The organism is Pseudomonas sp. NPDC087639 (assembly GCF_044743385.1).
Lineage (GTDB): Bacteria > Pseudomonadota > Gammaproteobacteria > Pseudomonadales > Pseudomonadaceae > Aquipseudomonas.
Genome location: NZ_JBIUWI010000006.1, coordinates 1 through 16,622 on the forward strand (window position 1 = coordinate 1; position 16,622 = coordinate 16,622).

Sequence of the window (16,622 nt, forward strand, 5' to 3'; positions counted from 1 at the left end):
GTGCTGCGCCATACCCACGTTCACACCGCTGATAATCCGGACGGCTGGAAAGTTGGCGCGAAAGCGATCTCACGCTTCTATCGCACCTTCGATGCGTGGTTCGGCAACAAGGAGACGCCGGTCAATGGCTTCCTCGCCCCGAGCCCGGAAGAGAAGTTTGCCGGGCGTCCGGAGTTTGAGCTGGAAAGCCTGCACAAGACGGCGATGATTGGTACGCCGGAGGAGATTATTCCGCGGATCAAATACTACCAGGAACTGGGCGTGGATGAGTTCAGTTTCTGGTGTGATAACAGTCTGCCGCATGAAGAGAAGGAGGTCGTTGGAGTTGTTTATCAAGTATGTGGTGCCGGCGTTTCGGTGAGTGTTCTGCTGATTGAGCCTGGCAAATGAAAACGCCCCGACAGTGTTCGGGGCGTTCTCAATTTGGATATAGGCAAGAGACTACAACATCGTCGGAAGCGACTGCCTTGCATGGCTGGAACGTTGAGGCTTATAGTCCGCCCCGTTGCCCAAATGGCAACTCGGGTTTGGCGACCTGACATAACGAGTGCAAGGGCCATCTGCTTGTTTGCAGGTGCCTGCGCGTCCGCAGAACTGCTGTGTTATGGCGGTTGTGCGCGGGAGACCTTCGGGTCTGCCGGTTACTCGTTTCCGGTTCGCCAACCTGCGTACAGCTGCCACCCATCGTTTGGCGACGAGGGATGTCAGCCTCACCCACTAAACGAGGCTTTACCCAGTGCAAAGATATATCCCCTTAACCGGAATCGACCAGATCCCGGCCTCCCTGCTCATCGACACACAAGCTCCACTAGAAGTCCTGCACGCCATGGCCGACTACCGCATTCGTACCGTCACCCAAGTACTGGAGAACATCGCGTTCCGCGCTGAAATTGGCTGTGACACCGTGGTGCTGTCCGACTTTTCCAAGCTATTGGCGATTCCACTGCGCGATGGCTGTGACTTGATGGATGTGATCGGCAAACGCTTGCAGGCTCAAGCGTCTGAATGAAAGAAATCGGGCAGCCTTTGGGTTGCCCTTCCAAGTAAGGCTGAACGCCTCTGGCAGATAGTCGCCACCGATCATCTAAACCACAATTTCACGGTGAACGCCTGTGGCAGGCGGTGTCTGAATAATTGCCGTATTGGCAACCTACCTCATCTTTCGAACGGGGCTTCAAGCGCGTGAAAAGTCATTTGGAACGGCGCTATAAAAGAAAAGCAACTACCTCAATAAGAAAACAATGCTTTCACTCTGGCGGCTAGGCTTGGAATACTGGCGTAGCTGCACTGATTTGGGTGGGGGTGAACGTCTTGAAATGTTGGAAGCAGCTCAGCTCTGCGTGATGAGGTGCATCATCAGGCGCAGAGATTAGAGTAGATTTGTGGGAATACCTCAGGGTCTGTCCGATTTCCCATCTCTACTTCAATTACGCCAACAAATGCTCACAGCACACTAACCTTAGTGATTGAATAGTTCAAAAATCCACCTCGCCAGAATTTCCGGCGACGTCGTTTCCTTCCGAAGCTGCTCAACACCGCGATCTCTCGCAACAAGGGCAAATTTGCCCGAGTCAGAGATCTCAATATAGGGAGCACCAAACTCCTCTATTTCAGTCCCTAAGGGAAACACCTTATAGGGTTTCCCTTGCTCATTCGCGTAATTAAAAAAACAATGAACTACTTGCTCAAGCTCCACGGATTCCACTTACAGTTTCCTTTATGGATTTGATATACCCGTTCAGCAACAGGGGAAGGGGACAGGTTTATTTTCAACCTGCGAAGTCAGCGTAGGATTTCGTTAATTTTGACCGGCCGTATCAGCCCGACGTCAAGACCCCGACCAAACGTGTATTCAACGTACTTTTCAGTCTCTGCGATGGGGGAAACGGAAAACGGGAAAGACCACGTTCTCGGAGCAATACTCAAACATTAAACGCACCCACCATTCAAACTTGTGCTTTCGGCTTAAAATCATCAACAGTTTTATTCCGCTCACTCATTAGAAACATTACGACTTTGGAGTCGAACCCTATCAAAAACTGAATAGCATCATAAATTTTCCACCCATGCAGGTTTGGTTGATCAATGATGGAGGTCAAGTGTTCCTCTACCAGAGGTAGGTATTCTGAAAAGCCCCCGCTTTTCGCAAAGTCAAAAATACCTGTTATTTCAAAGGGCAACCTATTCGCTAACAAAATAATTTTTGCCAGAGGTGCATACACCTGTGCTCTAGCAGCGTCTATTTCTCCACGATCGGCCACATTGGCAAAATAACTGGTTATTGCCATGAGTATTTGACGATAGGTATCATCGTATCCATGCAATCGATGTGTATAAAACCCTTCGATATCTTCAGGTTTGCTCATAATAACTTCCAGAGCATTCAACCCATCACGAATGCCCCAACTTGTCAGTAGTTTCGCAGCCTGAAAATGCTCCTCGATGTCACTGGTAGTACGGAGCAAGTCCAAAACGGCATCAACTCTTTCCCGAGGAATGTCCTCTGGATCCAAGTCACCTGCTACCACAGCGTAATCTGCACCATCTGGAATACTATTCAAAAGCTCATATGTCTTCGGGCTCATAAAGTCCTACTTTTTTACCGTTTTAATATAGTCGGCTGGCACACAACCCTTGATCAGGCATTCTCCATCACGTGTGGCGTTCCCCAAGTCCCTTTCCGCGCTCATCAACGAGTCCTTGTTTTTATTGGATGGGTTATTTGTATATCGAGTGCGCGCCGCATCAACTTTTGATTGTAGCTCCGCCGCCACCTGTTGACTTGTCAAAAATTTTGTATCTGGCAATGCACCGGAATCAATATCTTGCTGCAGTCGTTTGACGTCGATCTCTATTTTGTTAGTGCCATAATCTTTAGGGTTCGACGTCGCGCTTGGATCGGTAACAGATATGTATGGCGAATTTTCAGGGCTACCACCCCGCACGTGCGATTGAACGCTACCGGTCCCGTCGATGTTTGGCGGGACCAGATCGCCGTTTTCATTTATATGCGCTTTAGGTTTGCCGTTTCCATTCACCGTCGCACTGAAATCATTATCACTGCGCACAACGGTATCACCTGGCTCCTTTGTACCGCCACTCCCGTTACTCCCGGTTTTGGGCAGGTCCGCTGTTTCTGAGGCTCCGGTCTTAGTCGTTCCTTTACTGCTACCGGGCCTACCACCACCCGCAGTATCTGCCAATACTTCTGCAGCATCCCCCCAAAAAGCGCCCGCCTCACCATCACGCTGAACAACAACCTCTCTCGTGATCGTATTTTGTGCAGCCTGGTTATTCTCGGTGATGACCCAGCCCACAGTTGCAGCCGCACCTATATCCCCGCTGAGCCGGAGTTGCTCTGCCAGTTCTCGGATTTTCGGTGCATCGGCTTGCAGTTTTGCCGAAAGCTGGTTGCAGGCCGTTAGATTTTTCTGGCAAAGGCTGCCCAGCTCTGCATTTCTCTGCTCATCCAGATCGGCATAGCGTTCCCGCACTTCTGTTTTGCAGGTTTCGGATGCGCACTTTGCCTGCTCATCGAGCATTTCCACGATTTCGTGGTGCATCAGGTAGTTGTAGTTGGTGGCGTCTTTCGCAATCGTGGCGCCGTCTTGAAGGTTACCGTTGCTCACGGCAGCTGCAGCTACACCCACCAATTGGGAGGACATCGACAACAGGTTGCTGTCGTTCTTCACCAACGTGGCCAACTGGGTAACGAGGGCCTCATTAGCGCCAGCGGCCAATGCACCCGTTTTGAAATCACCACCCGCAGCTTCGTTCAGCAACCCGCCAACAACTGCGTGCAATGCGATTTTTTCGAGACTGCCGTCCTTCCAACCCTGACTAGCAGCAAAGTCGCCCACCGCATTGAATGCCGCCGCATTCAGGGTGCTCAACAGAGCACCTGTCAATGCGTTACCAAAATCCGCATGCTGACCAAGAGCCCCACCCAAGACAGTCGAAGTGGTGTTCTGCAACAGCTGGTTACCGGCGAAACGGCCGATACCTTCCAGACTGCTCAAGTCGGTCATGACTTTACCGGTAATCGGGTTCGTCGTGGTCTTGAGAATGCTGTCGAAGTAACCAGCGGTAAGGCCAGCGGTCACTCCGGAAATCACGTAGCTGGCCAGTGCATCCGAGGAAGTTACATCCTGGAACACAGCTCCAAGGTTTCCGCCATTATTGATGAAACTGGTAGTGGCATTGGTGGCGGCTCCAGTCGCAACAGCAGCAAGACCTGCAGCCCAGACTGTGCCCATACTCGCGCTCAGGGCAGTCAACGCTGCTGGCCCGACAAATGCCGCCATGACAATCGCGATGACTATCTGTGAGGCTGGGCCTAACCCAGAGTTGTCATACTTGAACGACTCATGAATCTCTTTAACGAGCCGCCAGTCAACATCCCCGCGCGCCTCGGCATCCTTCAACCAAGCCAACTGCGGGTCAGCCTTGACCATCGTGTCAATCGTCTGGCTCACGGACTCCTGATTGACATCCTTGATATCAATCTTCAGCCCATCAACGGCCTTGATCACGATGTTGCCCTTGGCAATCATCTGTGTCTGGCGCAAGGTTTCGTCGGTGTTACCACGGCCCTTGGCTGACACCCACGCGGCGTTGTTGTTGGTCTTGGTATGGCTCTCATCATGCAGATCCTTCACCCCTTCAAAGGTGATGGAGCCGCCGCTGTCGAGAACGATGTCCTTGCCGCTGTCGAGCTTGGCCACTTGATAGAGCTGGTCACCCTTGCTGACGAGCGAAAGGTTGCCACCGGTCTTGATCTCGCTACCCACGTGGGTGACCTGGGTGACTTCGTCGCGCTTGAGTTTCAGGCTGCCGAAGCCGCCCTTCTCTTTCATGTCATAGAGGGTGTAGTCCTTGTTCTGCGCGGCCAGCAGGTTCAAATCATTGCCGGCGTAGACGTAGGCTTCATTGCCTGCGCTGATCTTGCTTGCGACCAGCGTGGTGTCGCGTCCGGAACTGGTTTTCACGTCGCCGCCCGCGATGAACTCGGCGGCTTTCTGGACGGTGTGGTTGTCTTCTTCGTGGACGCGTTTCTTGCCATCCTTGCTATGGGTTTCGACATTGTTTTCGTCGCCGGCCGAGGACATGTAGATGTCGCGCTTGGCGTCAACGTTGAGGTTACCTTTGGCTTCGGCGGTGCTGGCGACGACGTTGATGTCGCGGCCGGCATCGAGCTTCAGATTGCCGCCGCTTTTCACCGTCGACGCAAGGTTTTCCACGGTGGTGGTGACGACCGAGCGATGGCCGCCATTGAACACTTCGTGGAGTTCGTTTTCGTTGCGCGTCGCCAGCAGGTTGATGTCGCGGGCTGCGCTCAGGCTGGCGTCGCCGCCGCTGCTGATAGATGACGAGTTGACCAGATCCTGGCCGGACTTGATGGTCAGGCTGTCGCGCGCGGTGATGTTGCCGCCGTCATCGACCAGCGTGCGCATGCCATTGCCGTCACGCACGGCGACAGCGGTGCGATCGTTGACGATGTCGCCCTTCAGGCTGGTGAGGCTGACCTGATTGCCGCGAATCTCGCCGGCCAAGGCGTTGCGAATGCTGTCGGTGGCCATGAGCGTGATGCGCTCGTTGGCTTCGACCAGACCACCCTGATAGAGGCTACCCTTGACGTCGACGGAGACGTCTTTGGTAGCGCTCAAGGTACCGACATTGACCAGGTCATTGCCGGCAAGCAGTTCCAGGTCGCGGCCCTGAATCAGGCTGCCGCCGCGCACGTTGCGCGATTCGGCCTGTGCCAGGTAAAGCACCGGCACCAGCACTTTCTGGCCATCGACGACACGTTCTTCCATCCAGACGATGTCGTGGGTCAGTGCGGCAACCTGCGCGGAGGTCAGGCTGACGCCGACCGACAGGTCCAGTTCGTTCTTGCTGGCGAGCGCGTTATCCATCAGATAACGGAATTGCTCGTAGTCGTTTTCCAGGCCGCCAGCGAGGAAACGCTGGCCGGTCTGGGCCATGACCGCGTCGCTGATCAAACGCGATTCGTAGCGACCGTCACCCAAGCGGCGCGCGGTTTCGTCGGCGCTGAAATCGAGTTTGCCGAGCAGGTAGTCGGAACTCATGAACGCCGCGGTCTGAGTCAGCTCCGGGTTGGTTTCGATCAGGTAACGGCTCTGCGGATTGGTGCTCTGCACGAACATGCCGTATGGGCCTTTCGGCAGACGGAACGTCGAGGAGGCCGTCGGATCGACCGCCGCAAAAGGTACGCCCTTAAAGTCGACCGGGACGAAGCTGATCTGCTTCACGCCATCAGCATCGACGCGTTCGATGCGCGTAACGTCTTTCGGTGCCTGGGTGCTGGCGTCAGTGCTGTGCTTGCCCAGATTGATGTTGATGCCACCCGCCACCGAGGTCTGATCGCTGGACAAAGATCCGGTCAATTGCCCATAGGTGTTTTCGTAAAGCGTGCCATTCTGAATGCTGTTGGTGACGTCCAGTTTGACTTTGCCACCGGCCTGAAGCACCGCCGAGTAGACGTTGTTGCCGTTTTCATTCCAGGTGGTGACGTCGCTGGTCGGGGCGAATCGCGAGTCACTGGAGCGACTGACCAATTCTTCGAAACGCGCCTCGTCGAAGTTGCCCGCCGCTGTCGCCGCGTTGAATGCCGGGATGTCGACGAACTCCATCTGATCCCAGAGGCTGTTGTCGATATGCCCCGGCGTGCCGATCTGCAGCACCCGATGGCCCGAACGCGACACCGCGCCCTGGTTCAACAGGCTGTCGGCAGTCACCGTCAGGTCGCCGTTGGCCGCCAGCAGGCTGTAGCGGTTTTCCACCTGGTTGGCGTGGATGTTGAAGTTTTTGCCGGCCACAAATCGTGCCGCGCGCGAGTCCTTGAGGACTTGATCGTTGAAGTCAGTGGTGATGGTGATATAGCCGCGTTTCCAGCCATCACCGCCACCGCAATGCTGGCCGCACACCCAGCTCAAGCTGCCGGATGATTGCCCCGAAGTCATCTCGAATTCAGCCTTGGCGTTTTCCACCGAGACTGCATTGATATCGATATCACCCTCGCCTTCAACGGTGCCCGACAGGTTACTGAACAACGCGGCACGACCGCCGCCCACAGCGTCGAAACTCAGGTTGCCGCGGCTGTAGATGTCGCCGTAGAAGTTGTTCAGGCTGTTGCTATGCAGCTTCATCGTGCCGCCGCTGAACAGCAGGGTGTCGGCGCCGTTGTAGATGCCGTTGGCAGCGGTGAATTCAAGATTGCCTTGGGCGCCGAGGGTGCCTTTGTTGTTGATACGCGCCGCCGTCACCGTGAGGTTCTGGTTGGCGATCAGGCGACCGAGGTTATCGAGCGTGCCGCGCAGGGTCAGTGCGGTATCGCCACCGCTGACCAGGCGCCCGTCCTGTTGAATCAGATCGTTGGCGCTGATGGTGAGTTTCTGTTGCGCCGACACCCGCCCATTGTTGAGCAGATTGCCGGTCAGGGTCAGCGTCAGATCACTGTCGCTGAGCAGTTGCCCGGCGTTGGTCAGGTTGGCGACATTCAGGCTCAGTGCCGAAGCGCTGGCGATGCGGTCGTCGGCGTTGAGGGTCAGATCCTGAGCGCTGGTGTAGGTCAGGCCTCCATTGAGTTGCCAGGTGCCGACGCCGTTGACCGAGCCGACATCCCACACGCCTTTGCCCAGCCCGGTGAGGCTGCCCTGGGTGCCGGTCAGATTGGTCAGGTCCAGATCGAAGACGCCCTGCGCAGCATGACGCACGCTACCGCTGAGGTTATTGAGCTGGGTCCCGGTAAGCGTCAGATCCTGACTGCCGATCTCGATCACGCCGCTCTGGTTGTTCAGGTTGCCGGTCAGTTTGATCTCGCTGGACGCGCCGCCGAGTGCGCGAATCTGGCCGCCGGCGCTGTTATCCAACTGGCCAGCGCTGAGTTTCAGGCGGGTCGCCGATTCGATCAGACCGCCCTGATTGAGAATCTGACTGACCGCTGCCAGTCCCAGTTGGTTGCCACTGATTTCGCCGCCGGTGTTGTCGAGACTGTCGCCGTTGAAAATCACCTGATCCTTGCCGAACAGTTTGCCGGCGCGGTTGGTCAGGCGTGTCACGGTCAATTTCAAGTCATCGAGCAGGCTGGAAATCAATCCGGCCTTGCCGTTGGCGGCGCTGTTGTCGAGAACGGCGCTGGTGATCTCCAGCGAGTCGGCTTGCAACGTACCGCCCTGGTTTTGCAGGCTGCCGGTGCCAAGGGCCAATTCGGCGTGACTGCCATTGGCGAGGATCACGCCTTGCTGGTTCAGCAGGGTTTTGCCGTTGATTTTCAGGCCGTCACTGCCCGCGATGATCTGGCCGGCAGCGTTGTTGTTGATCGAAGCGCTGGTGATGTCCAGTCGTTTGCCGCGCAGGGTGCCGCCACGATTATCCAGTTCGGTAAGCTGATCGAGCAGCAGGCGTTGTTCAGCGGCATCGACCACACCAGTGACGTTGCTGAAGACACCACTGATTTTAAGTGCGACATCACCGCCGTTGCCGACGATGCCACCTTTGTCGTTGTTGCTCAGTTGGGTGGCGGTCACGTCGATGGTTTTGCCAAGCAGGACGCCGGCGCTGTTGTCGACGACATCGCTTTCGATGTGCAAGTCGGCATCGCTCTGGATTCGGCCTTTGACGTTGAGCAGTTGCGACTGGCCGGGAGCAGCTCGTTTGAGGATCAACCGCGCACCGTCAACACCCGCCGCCAACAGACCGTTATCGCTGTTATCGAGGCTGGCCGCGTGCAGGTGCAGACCATCACTGATCAAGCGCCCGCCACGGTTATCGACGTGGCCGTTTTCAGCCATCACCAGCAGTTGCTGCGCCGCGACGACACCGCCACGGTTATTGAGCGAAGCGGCGTGAATAACCACATCACCCTGACTGGCTTGCAACCGACCTAGTGCGTTGTTCAGGTGCTGCTGGACCACCATCGTAAGTTTGCCGCTATCCGCGCTGAGGGTGCCGTCGTTGTTGCCGGTGAGGTTGGCAAGTTGCACGTCAACCACGCCGCCCAGCAATTTGCCGGCCGAGTTCTGCAGATCGCGGGCGGTAACGTTCAGGCGATCATTGCCCTGAATCAGCCCCTGGCTGTTGTCCAGGTCTTCGCTGGTGACCACGCTGTCATCGGAAGAAAGGGTGCCTTGGGTATTGTCGAGTGTGCCGCGACTGGTCACTTCGAGGGTTTTGCCGATCAGGCTGGCATTGCGATTGTTGATGCTTTGAGCAACGACGGTCAGGCGATCCGATGCCTGTACCTTGCCGTCGTGGTTATCCAGATCCTGCTCAAGTGCCATCTCGGCAGCACCGCTTTCGGCACTGATCACCCCTTTGGCGCTGTTATCGAGGCGAGTGGCTGTGACCTGAATCCGGTCAGCCGCCAGCGTACCGCCGTGGTTGAGCAATTCACCGCCGGACACCGCCAGAGTGTTTGTCGCCTGGATTTTGCCTTTGCTATTGTCGAGCCGCTCACGGGCTACAACCTTGGCATCACCCTGACTGGCGCCGATCAGGCCACGGGTGTTGTCGACTTGCCGGGCATCGATGTCCAGATGGCCTGCTACGATTTTGCCGTCAGCGTTTTGCACATCCCGGGCATCGAGCTTGAGACTGCCGCCAGCGATTTCGATACGGCCTTGACGGTTGTCGAGGCTGTCGACCGACAGCGTCGCCGCCTGACCATCGGCAAAGCGGATCAGACCGTTGAGATTGACGATGGCCGGGGCGCTGAACGCCAGACGGGTTTCGCCATAAATACGTGCGTCGGCGCCTTGGTTGACCAGACGGGTCGCGCTCAAGGTGACGGTTTTAGCCTGGACGATGCCGTTCTGATTGTCGAACTGGCCTGCGACCGTGGCGCTCAGCGAACGACTGGCCAACACGCTGCCAGTGTTGCTCAGTGCCGCGCTGTTGATGGACAGATCACCCGTGGCGTTGCGGCTGTTGTCGGCGTTCACCCCGGCTTCGATCACGCCGTTGTTGGTCAGTTTGCCGCCGCTGTTCAGGATCACACTGTCTCTGGCGGCAAGGCTCTGCCGGTTGACCAGAACTTCAGCGGTTTGCACAGCCAGTTGCGTGCCGGCATAAACAGCGCCTTGGGCATCGAGACTCTTGGCTTTAACATCGACTGCATTGCTGGCAGTGACTTTGGCTACGCTTAACTGGCCGCTGGCATCGATCTGGATATCACCGGCGCTGGAGGCAAGATCGCCGGCCAGTTTCACACCGACGCCCTGCTCCGTCCCCACCAGTTTGATCGCCCCGGCGTACATGCCGCCAAGCGCCGAAGAATCGATGGCCAGTTGCGGTTTGGCACTGCCATCTTCAGCCCGCGCGGTGGCGGCGAGCGTGTCTGCGTTTACGTCGTTGCGGCCGGCGGTGATGTTCAGGCGTTTGGCGTGAATCTGCGCGTTGATCTGCGCGCTGCGCGTGATGATTTCAAAGCTGTCGACGTTGCTCGCATCCAGTCCGGCGCCGTCGATGGACACACTGCCCTGATCCACCTGAAACCGATCCAGTCGACCGTTGTCGAGCACCGGTTTGCCGGTGGTCAACGTCACCCGCGGCGTGTTGATGAACCCGCAGCCGTTACACGTGATGCCATAGGGGTTGGCGACAATCACTCGCGCCGACTGCCCCGCCACTTCTGTGTAACCGCGCAACTGGCTGGGGCTACCACCGTTGACTTCGTTGAGGATGGTTTGCGCAACAGTGCCACGCAGGTTCGGGTTGCCGAGAATGATCCCGCCCAGTTGCGTCAGTTGCGTGCGCGCTGTGGCGTTGTTGAGGATGACGCCTTCAGCACCAACGTTGTAATCATTAAACTGATTGTGCGAAAGCCCCGTCGCATTGGGCGCGGCGATATTGACGATCGGCACGCCGTTGCCCGCGCGGTCGAGTGTGGTGCCGGGGGCATTGACGACAATTCCATCCGCCTGCGCCCACATCGGTTGCCAGAACATGACGTTCGCCAGCAGGAACGCCAGACCGCGTTTTGGCATGCCCAGGAAGTGTTCGCGGTGTTTTACGGCAGCAGAAGGCTGACCGGCCAGGTAGGCGAATTGACGGATGTCCATATCAGAATCTCGGGGCAGGCAAAAATTAGATGAAGAAATCCAGGCGGAAATAGATCGGCGCTTCGCGCTCGGTCAGCGCGTCCGGTCGTTCCAGGGAGTGGGCAAACGTCACGCTGGCGGCGACGTGCTGGCCACGGGCGAACAGCTCGAGCGAGTTGCTCGACATGCGCCCGTGCTGATCGCCGTTGTAACGATCGCCACGAATCACGCCCTGGTCGTAACCGAGGCTGGTGCCGTATTCGGCGAACACCGGTTGCAGCCATTCGAGGGTGACCGGACGCGCCCAGCGCAGGTCATTGCGCCAGTAACCGCCGCTGTCGCCGGACAGCGATTGATCCTTGTAGCCACGGATCGACGATGACCCGCCAAGGCTGGTGCGCTGCGAGCTGAACAACACGTCTTCGCTGCGCTGGCCGGTCATCAGGCTGCTGAAGCTGAAGGACTCACCCCACACCTTGAACGGCTGCAAGTAGCTCAGGGTGGCGGTGTATTTGCGGTAACGCGCATTCGGTTCGCCGGGATCTGGATCGTGGCTGCCCTGCGCATCGAATGCGCCGATGCCTTCCTGCATGCCGGCGTCGAAGTTGACGAACGCACTGCCGACACGGCGGCCGTGGTTGAAGCCGAACTGCGCTTCGCTGATGCGGTTGCTGCTCAGCTTGAGTTTGCTGTCTTCGATATAGGCGTTGGTGCGCAGGTAGGACAGGCCGGCGTTGAGCGAGGTCTTGCTGACGGCGTCGCGGTGGATCACACGCTCGGCGCGGATCTGATGGTTTTCGCTGTCGCCGGTCTGCTTGAAGTTGTAGCCGTTGGCAGCGATCTGCGAGCGGTATTCGCTCTGGCTGTAGGTGTAGCTGAAGTTCCACCAACCCCATGGCAGGTTGTAATTGAGCATGGCGTTGTTGGAGGTGTGCTGGTGATCGGTCATCGCATCGTGACCGCCGCGCAGGCTCAACTGATCGGCCAGGCCCAATGGGCTGTCCCAGTCGAACGTCGTGCCCCACTGTTGCTCGCCGGTGCTGCGCTGGCCGTCGTTGTTACGCGACAAGCCTGCACGCCAGGGTTTCTGTGGGGTATTGTTGACCAGCACGGTGCTGCCGCCGACGTTCTGGCCCGGCGCCAGTTCCATTTTTGCCTGATTGGACGGCAGACGATTGAGCTGATCGACCATCTGCTCGATCTCGCGCAGGTTGACCAGTTCGCCCGACTTGCCGGGAAACGCCATGGCCAGTTCGCGCTCCGACAGCTTGCTGTTCTCGGCGCCTTTCATGCCTTCAAGCTTGCCCTCGACCACCAGCACCTTCAGATGTCCGCCGGACAGATCCTGTTGCGGCAGGTAGGCACGGCTGGTGACCAGACCTTTCTCGATGTAGTAATCGGTGATGACTTTGAGCAGCTCGTTGAGCTGCGGCACACCGAGGCATTCGCCGATGTAGGGTTTGAGCAGGCGAGCCTTGTCGCGCTCGGAAAGGCTGTCGGCGCCCTTGAGCTCGATGTCCTTGATCGGGAAGCAGCGGGTGTCGGTCGGCGCTGCCGGTTGTGCGGGTTTGACGTCCTTGCCGGGCAGGTCCTTGAGTTCTTCGAGACGCCGTTGCTGCTCTTCGAGCAGACGGTTCTGGCGTTCGCGGATCAAATCGGTGTCGCCGGGGGTGGGTGCAGCGGCGGCGAATTGGAGCGGAGACAGGCACAGCAAAGCTACGCACAACCTCGCCATGAGGGCGGGTGGGTACATGTTCGATCCCTCGAGACGGAGAATGACATCAAAATAGTGGCGCGATATTAGATGGCCATCATTTTGACGTCAAATCTATGTTGCAACCGTCCGTCAGTGCTCAACGCTCAATCGGGTGGCTACGTCCTCGGGTGCCAGCAAACGTCCGTCCTCGGCCATCAATTGCAGCTTGCGAATCGGCTGACGATGCTTCGCATCAACCATCACCGAACCCGGCTCACCCGGCGCGTACATGAACTCGCCGCCCCATTGCGACAGCGCGACGATCACGGTCTGCAACGCCTTGCCGCGCTCGGTCAGCACATATTCCTTGTAGGCTCCACCATCGGCCGCCGGCACCGTTTGCAGGATCCCCTGCTGTACCAGCGCCTTGAGACGGGCACTGAGCATGTTCTTGGCGATATCGAGGTTCTTCTGAAAATCACTGAACCGGCGAATTCCGTCGAGCGCATCACGAATGATCAACAACGACCACCAGTCGCCGATCAGGTCCAGTGTCCGGGCGACCGGGCAGGCATTGCCCTGCAGGCTTTTGCGCTTCACGTCTAAGTACTCCATCGAATCGGTGATCAGCCTCGCGGCTCAGGGTTGCATCATACAACCCTGAACGGCAATCGAACCCAGCACCTGCATACAAGTGGTTCGTCATGATTGCGCGGATAGTGAACGCTGCCATTTCGGCATGTCTTTCAAAAGAATCCTGACCCAAGGAGCTTCCATGAGCACGTTCACCACGCAAGACGGCACCGAGATCTATTACAAGGACTGGGGCAACGGTAAGCCCGTGCTGTTCAGCCACGGCTGGCCGCTGGATGCCGACATGTGGGAATACCAGATGGAATACCTGAGCAGCCGCGGCTACCGCACCATCGCTTTCGACCGTCGCGGTTTCGGCCGTTCCGATCAGCCGTGGACCGGTTATGACTACGACACCTTTGCCGATGACATCGCGCAATTGATCAATCATCTGGACCTGCGTGAAGTGACACTGGTGGGCTTCTCCATGGGCGGCGGCGACGTCAGCCGTTACATCGCCCGCCACGGTAGCGAGCGCGTTGCAGGGCTGGTGTTGCTGGGCGCCGTGACGCCACTGTTCGGCCAGAAGCCGGACTTCCCGCAAGGCGTCGAGAAATCGGTGTTCGATGGCATCAAGTCTGGCCTGCTCAAGGATCGTGCGCAGTTCATCGCGGATTTCGCTGCGCCGTTCTACGGCACCAATCAGGGTCAGAAGGTCTCCGACGGCGTACTGACCCAGACGCTGAACGTTGCCCTGTTGGCCTCGCTCAAAGGCACCGTGGATTGCGTCACCGCGTTCTCGGAAACCGACTTCCGCCCGGACATGGCCAAGATCGATGTGCCAACGTTGGTCATCCATGGTGACGGCGACCAGATCGTGCCGTTCGAAACCACTGGCAAGCAGGCGGCTGCGCAGATCAAGGGTGCCGAGTTGAAGGTCTACGCGGGCGCACCGCACGGTTTTGCGGTGACTCACGCTCAGGCATTGAACGAGGATCTGTTGGCGTTCCTTAACCGCTGACAGCAGGCACTGTTTTTTCGTCAATCAGGCCGCGCATGTCCCGGCCTTTTTCCGTCTACAGGCTGCAAACGTGGTCGACAGTGTTCCGGTGCCGGTCGGCATCATCGGCTACCGCTTCATCCATGTGCTCAACCGCATCGGTACGTGGGTGCTGGGGATCGGCATCGTCGTCGGCTTCGGCTATATCTTCACGCACATTCAGACCGATGATTTCCTCACCCGTGGCAGCTTCAACCTCTCCGTTGGCGAGCAGTCATTGAGGTTGCTTTGATGAAAACGGAAGGCCCGCCGTGTGCGGGCCTTCTGCATTGGAGTGTGGTATTTGTTTGCGACCAATCACTACCGGACAGGGAAATCCAATGCTGCGAATACTGGGCAGAGCTTCGTCGATCAACGTGCGCAAAGTGCTCTGGGCCTGCGCTGAACTGGACATTGCATTCGAGCGTGAGGACTGGGGCACAGGCTTTCGGTCGACTGAATCAGCGGAGTTTCTCGCCTTGAATCCCTGCGCCATGGTGCCGGTGATTCAGGACGGTGATTTCACCCTGTGGGAATCGAACACGATCATTCGTTATCTGGCGGCTAATTTCCAAGGCTTGCACCTCTATCCAGCCGAACCACAAGTCCGGGCGCAGGTTGATCAGTGGATTGACTGGCAGGCTTCGGAACTGAACCGCTCGTGGTCGTATCCCTTCATGTCGTTGGTGCGCCACTCGCCGGACTATCAGGACAGCACCGCGCTGGCCGCCGGGATCGAGCAGTGGTCGAAGAACATGGAAATCCTCGACCGACAGCTGGAAAAAACCGGCGCCTACATCAGCGGCGAGCAGTTTTCTCTCGCTGATATCCCCATCGGGCTGTCGGTCAATCGCTGGTTCGAAACCCCGCTCAAGCATCCGCACCTGTCGGCGGTTAACGCCTATTACGAGCGTTTGAGCCAACGGCCCGGCTTTCTGCTACACGGACGCAACGGCACGCCGTGATCGACGCTATTTCGCCTTGAACGCCTCACGCCGCGCCTGCCGTTCGGCGGCGTAGGCTTCTTGCGGCTGGCTGATCAGATCTTCACGCCGCAACGGCTCGCCACAGTGATCACACAGCGGACCGAGACCTGCGCTGTGATTACAATGCTTGTGGGTCATGTTCACCGCCAGCCCTTCCTCCGGTGCCTTGCACCAGGTTTCTCCCCACTTTCGCAAAGCAATGACCACCGGGTAGAACGCCTCGCCTTTCGCGGTGAGGTGGTACTCGTAGCGTTTCGGCCGCTCGTTGTACAAGCGACGCTCGACCAGTCCGTCCGCCTCCAGGCTTTTCAGACGAGCGGCGACCATTTGCGGGGTGCCCCCGGTCTGCGCCTGGATCTCGTCATAACGATGGTTGCCCATGAACAACTCGCGCAAAACCAGCACCGTCCAGCGGTCGCCGACGATCGCCTCGGCCCGGTCAATCGGGCAAAGGGTCTGCGCAGGAGAGCTATCGTTTACAACCATCAGTGCTTGCCTCATTTACATTTACTATGATTATCATATCAACTCAATGTCGGGAGAAGTCCTGCGCAACGATCAATCCAATTGCCGGAGCAACAGCCATGTCGAATTCTCTCTATCCACTCGACCGCACCGCTTACCTGCTGGTCGATCCGTACAACGACTTTCTCTCGGACGGTGGCAAGATCTTCCCGCTGATCAAACCGATGGCCGAGCAGAACGGCTTGCTCGATAACCTGCGCAAACTCGACCGCGCGGTGCGCGAGCTCGACATTCCGGTGGTCATCGTACCCCATCACCGCTGGGAAAAAGGCGACTACGAAAACTGGGATCACCCCACACCGACCCAATGCAAGATCATGCACATGCACCATTTTGCCCGTGGCGAATGGGGCGGCGAATGGCACCCGGATTTCGCACCGAAGGATGGCGACATCGTCGTGCAGGAACACTGGGGCTCCAGTGGTTTCGCCAACACCGACCTGGATTTTCGGCTGAAGCAGAAAGGCATCACCCACGTGATCATCGTCGGCCTGCTGGCCAACACCTGCATCGAGGCCACCGCCCGCTATGCGTCGGAGTTGGGTTACCACGTGACCCTGGTGCGCGATGCCACCGCAGCGTTCAAAGCGGAGATGATGCACGCCGCCCACGAGCTCAACGGCCCGACCTTCGCCCACGTCATCGCCAGCACCGACGAACTGATCGCCAGCCTCAAGCCACAGGGTGAATCGAAATGAGTCTGGTGGGCGCTGCGTAGGTCGTTGCGGACTGCGAGGCGCCAG

General features: G+C 57.7%; 10 protein-coding genes and 2 pseudogenes. 6 read left to right on the top strand and 6 right to left on the bottom strand.

The window, feature by feature from the left end:
* Positions 1-361: pseudogene (locus ACIOVB_RS04745) on the top strand (LLM class flavin-dependent oxidoreductase); the annotation flags it as partial.
* 375 nt (positions 362-736) lie between these two features.
* Positions 737-1,009 carry a hypothetical protein gene (locus ACIOVB_RS04750; RefSeq protein ID WP_401265332.1) on the top strand — a complete coding sequence of 91 codons (273 nt, stop codon included), beginning with the start codon at positions 737-739 and terminating at the stop codon, positions 1,007-1,009.
* A gap of 450 nt (positions 1,010-1,459) precedes the next feature.
* On the opposite strand, the gene ACIOVB_RS04755 is transcribed toward ACIOVB_RS04750, so the two are convergent.
* The 5 genes from ACIOVB_RS04755 to ACIOVB_RS04775 all read right to left on the bottom strand — a co-directional run bounded on the left by ACIOVB_RS04755 (position 1,460) and on the right by ACIOVB_RS04775 (position 13,356).
* The gene (locus ACIOVB_RS04755; protein ID WP_305442903.1) at positions 1,460-1,705 is read right to left on the bottom strand and encodes a hypothetical protein; all 246 of its coding nucleotides are present in this window, start codon (positions 1,703-1,705) and stop codon (positions 1,460-1,462) included.
* A 241-nt stretch (positions 1,706-1,946) separates the two neighbouring features.
* The gene (locus ACIOVB_RS04760) at positions 1,947-2,585 is read right to left on the bottom strand and encodes a hypothetical protein (RefSeq protein ID WP_305442901.1); all 639 of its coding nucleotides are present in this window, start codon (positions 2,583-2,585) and stop codon (positions 1,947-1,949) included.
* Between the two features lie 6 nt (positions 2,586-2,591).
* Positions 2,592-11,081, bottom strand: a complete 8,490-nt coding sequence (locus tag ACIOVB_RS04765) for a DUF637 domain-containing protein (protein ID WP_401265334.1) — start codon at positions 11,079-11,081, stop codon at positions 2,592-2,594.
* A gap of 25 nt (positions 11,082-11,106) precedes the next feature.
* The gene (locus tag ACIOVB_RS04770) at positions 11,107-12,813 is read right to left on the bottom strand and encodes a ShlB/FhaC/HecB family hemolysin secretion/activation protein (RefSeq protein WP_401265336.1); all 1,707 of its coding nucleotides are present in this window, start codon (positions 12,811-12,813) and stop codon (positions 11,107-11,109) included.
* 93 nt (positions 12,814-12,906) lie between these two features.
* Positions 12,907-13,356, bottom strand: a complete 450-nt coding sequence (locus ACIOVB_RS04775) for a winged helix-turn-helix transcriptional regulator (protein ID WP_401265337.1) — start codon at positions 13,354-13,356, stop codon at positions 12,907-12,909.
* A 175-nt stretch (positions 13,357-13,531) separates the two neighbouring features.
* Between ACIOVB_RS04775 and ACIOVB_RS04780 the strand changes: the two genes are divergently transcribed.
* The 3 genes and pseudogenes from ACIOVB_RS04780 (at position 13,532) to ACIOVB_RS04790 (ending at position 15,333) form a co-directional block, all read left to right on the top strand.
* Complete coding sequence (locus ACIOVB_RS04780; RefSeq protein ID WP_401265340.1) at positions 13,532-14,350, top strand: alpha/beta fold hydrolase; 819 nt, start codon at positions 13,532-13,534, stop codon at positions 14,348-14,350.
* Between the two features lie 70 nt (positions 14,351-14,420).
* Positions 14,421-14,591 (top strand): annotated as a pseudogene (locus tag ACIOVB_RS04785) (cytosine permease); the annotation flags it as partial.
* 118 nt (positions 14,592-14,709) lie between these two features.
* On the top strand, positions 14,710-15,333 hold the full coding sequence (locus tag ACIOVB_RS04790) for a glutathione S-transferase family protein (protein ID WP_401265342.1): 624 nt from the start codon (positions 14,710-14,712) through the stop codon (positions 15,331-15,333).
* Positions 15,334-15,339: 6 nt separating this feature from the next.
* Here ACIOVB_RS04790 and ACIOVB_RS04795 read toward each other — a convergent pair whose 3' ends face one another.
* Entirely contained in the window at positions 15,340-15,840 is a 501-nt protein-coding gene (locus ACIOVB_RS04795) for a winged helix-turn-helix transcriptional regulator (protein ID WP_401265344.1), read from the bottom strand.
* A gap of 98 nt (positions 15,841-15,938) precedes the next feature.
* Between ACIOVB_RS04795 and ACIOVB_RS04800 the strand changes: the two genes are divergently transcribed.
* The gene (locus ACIOVB_RS04800) at positions 15,939-16,577 is read left to right on the top strand and encodes an isochorismatase family cysteine hydrolase (protein WP_401265346.1); all 639 of its coding nucleotides are present in this window, start codon (positions 15,939-15,941) and stop codon (positions 16,575-16,577) included.
* The last annotated feature ends 45 nt before the right edge of the window (positions 16,578-16,622 follow it).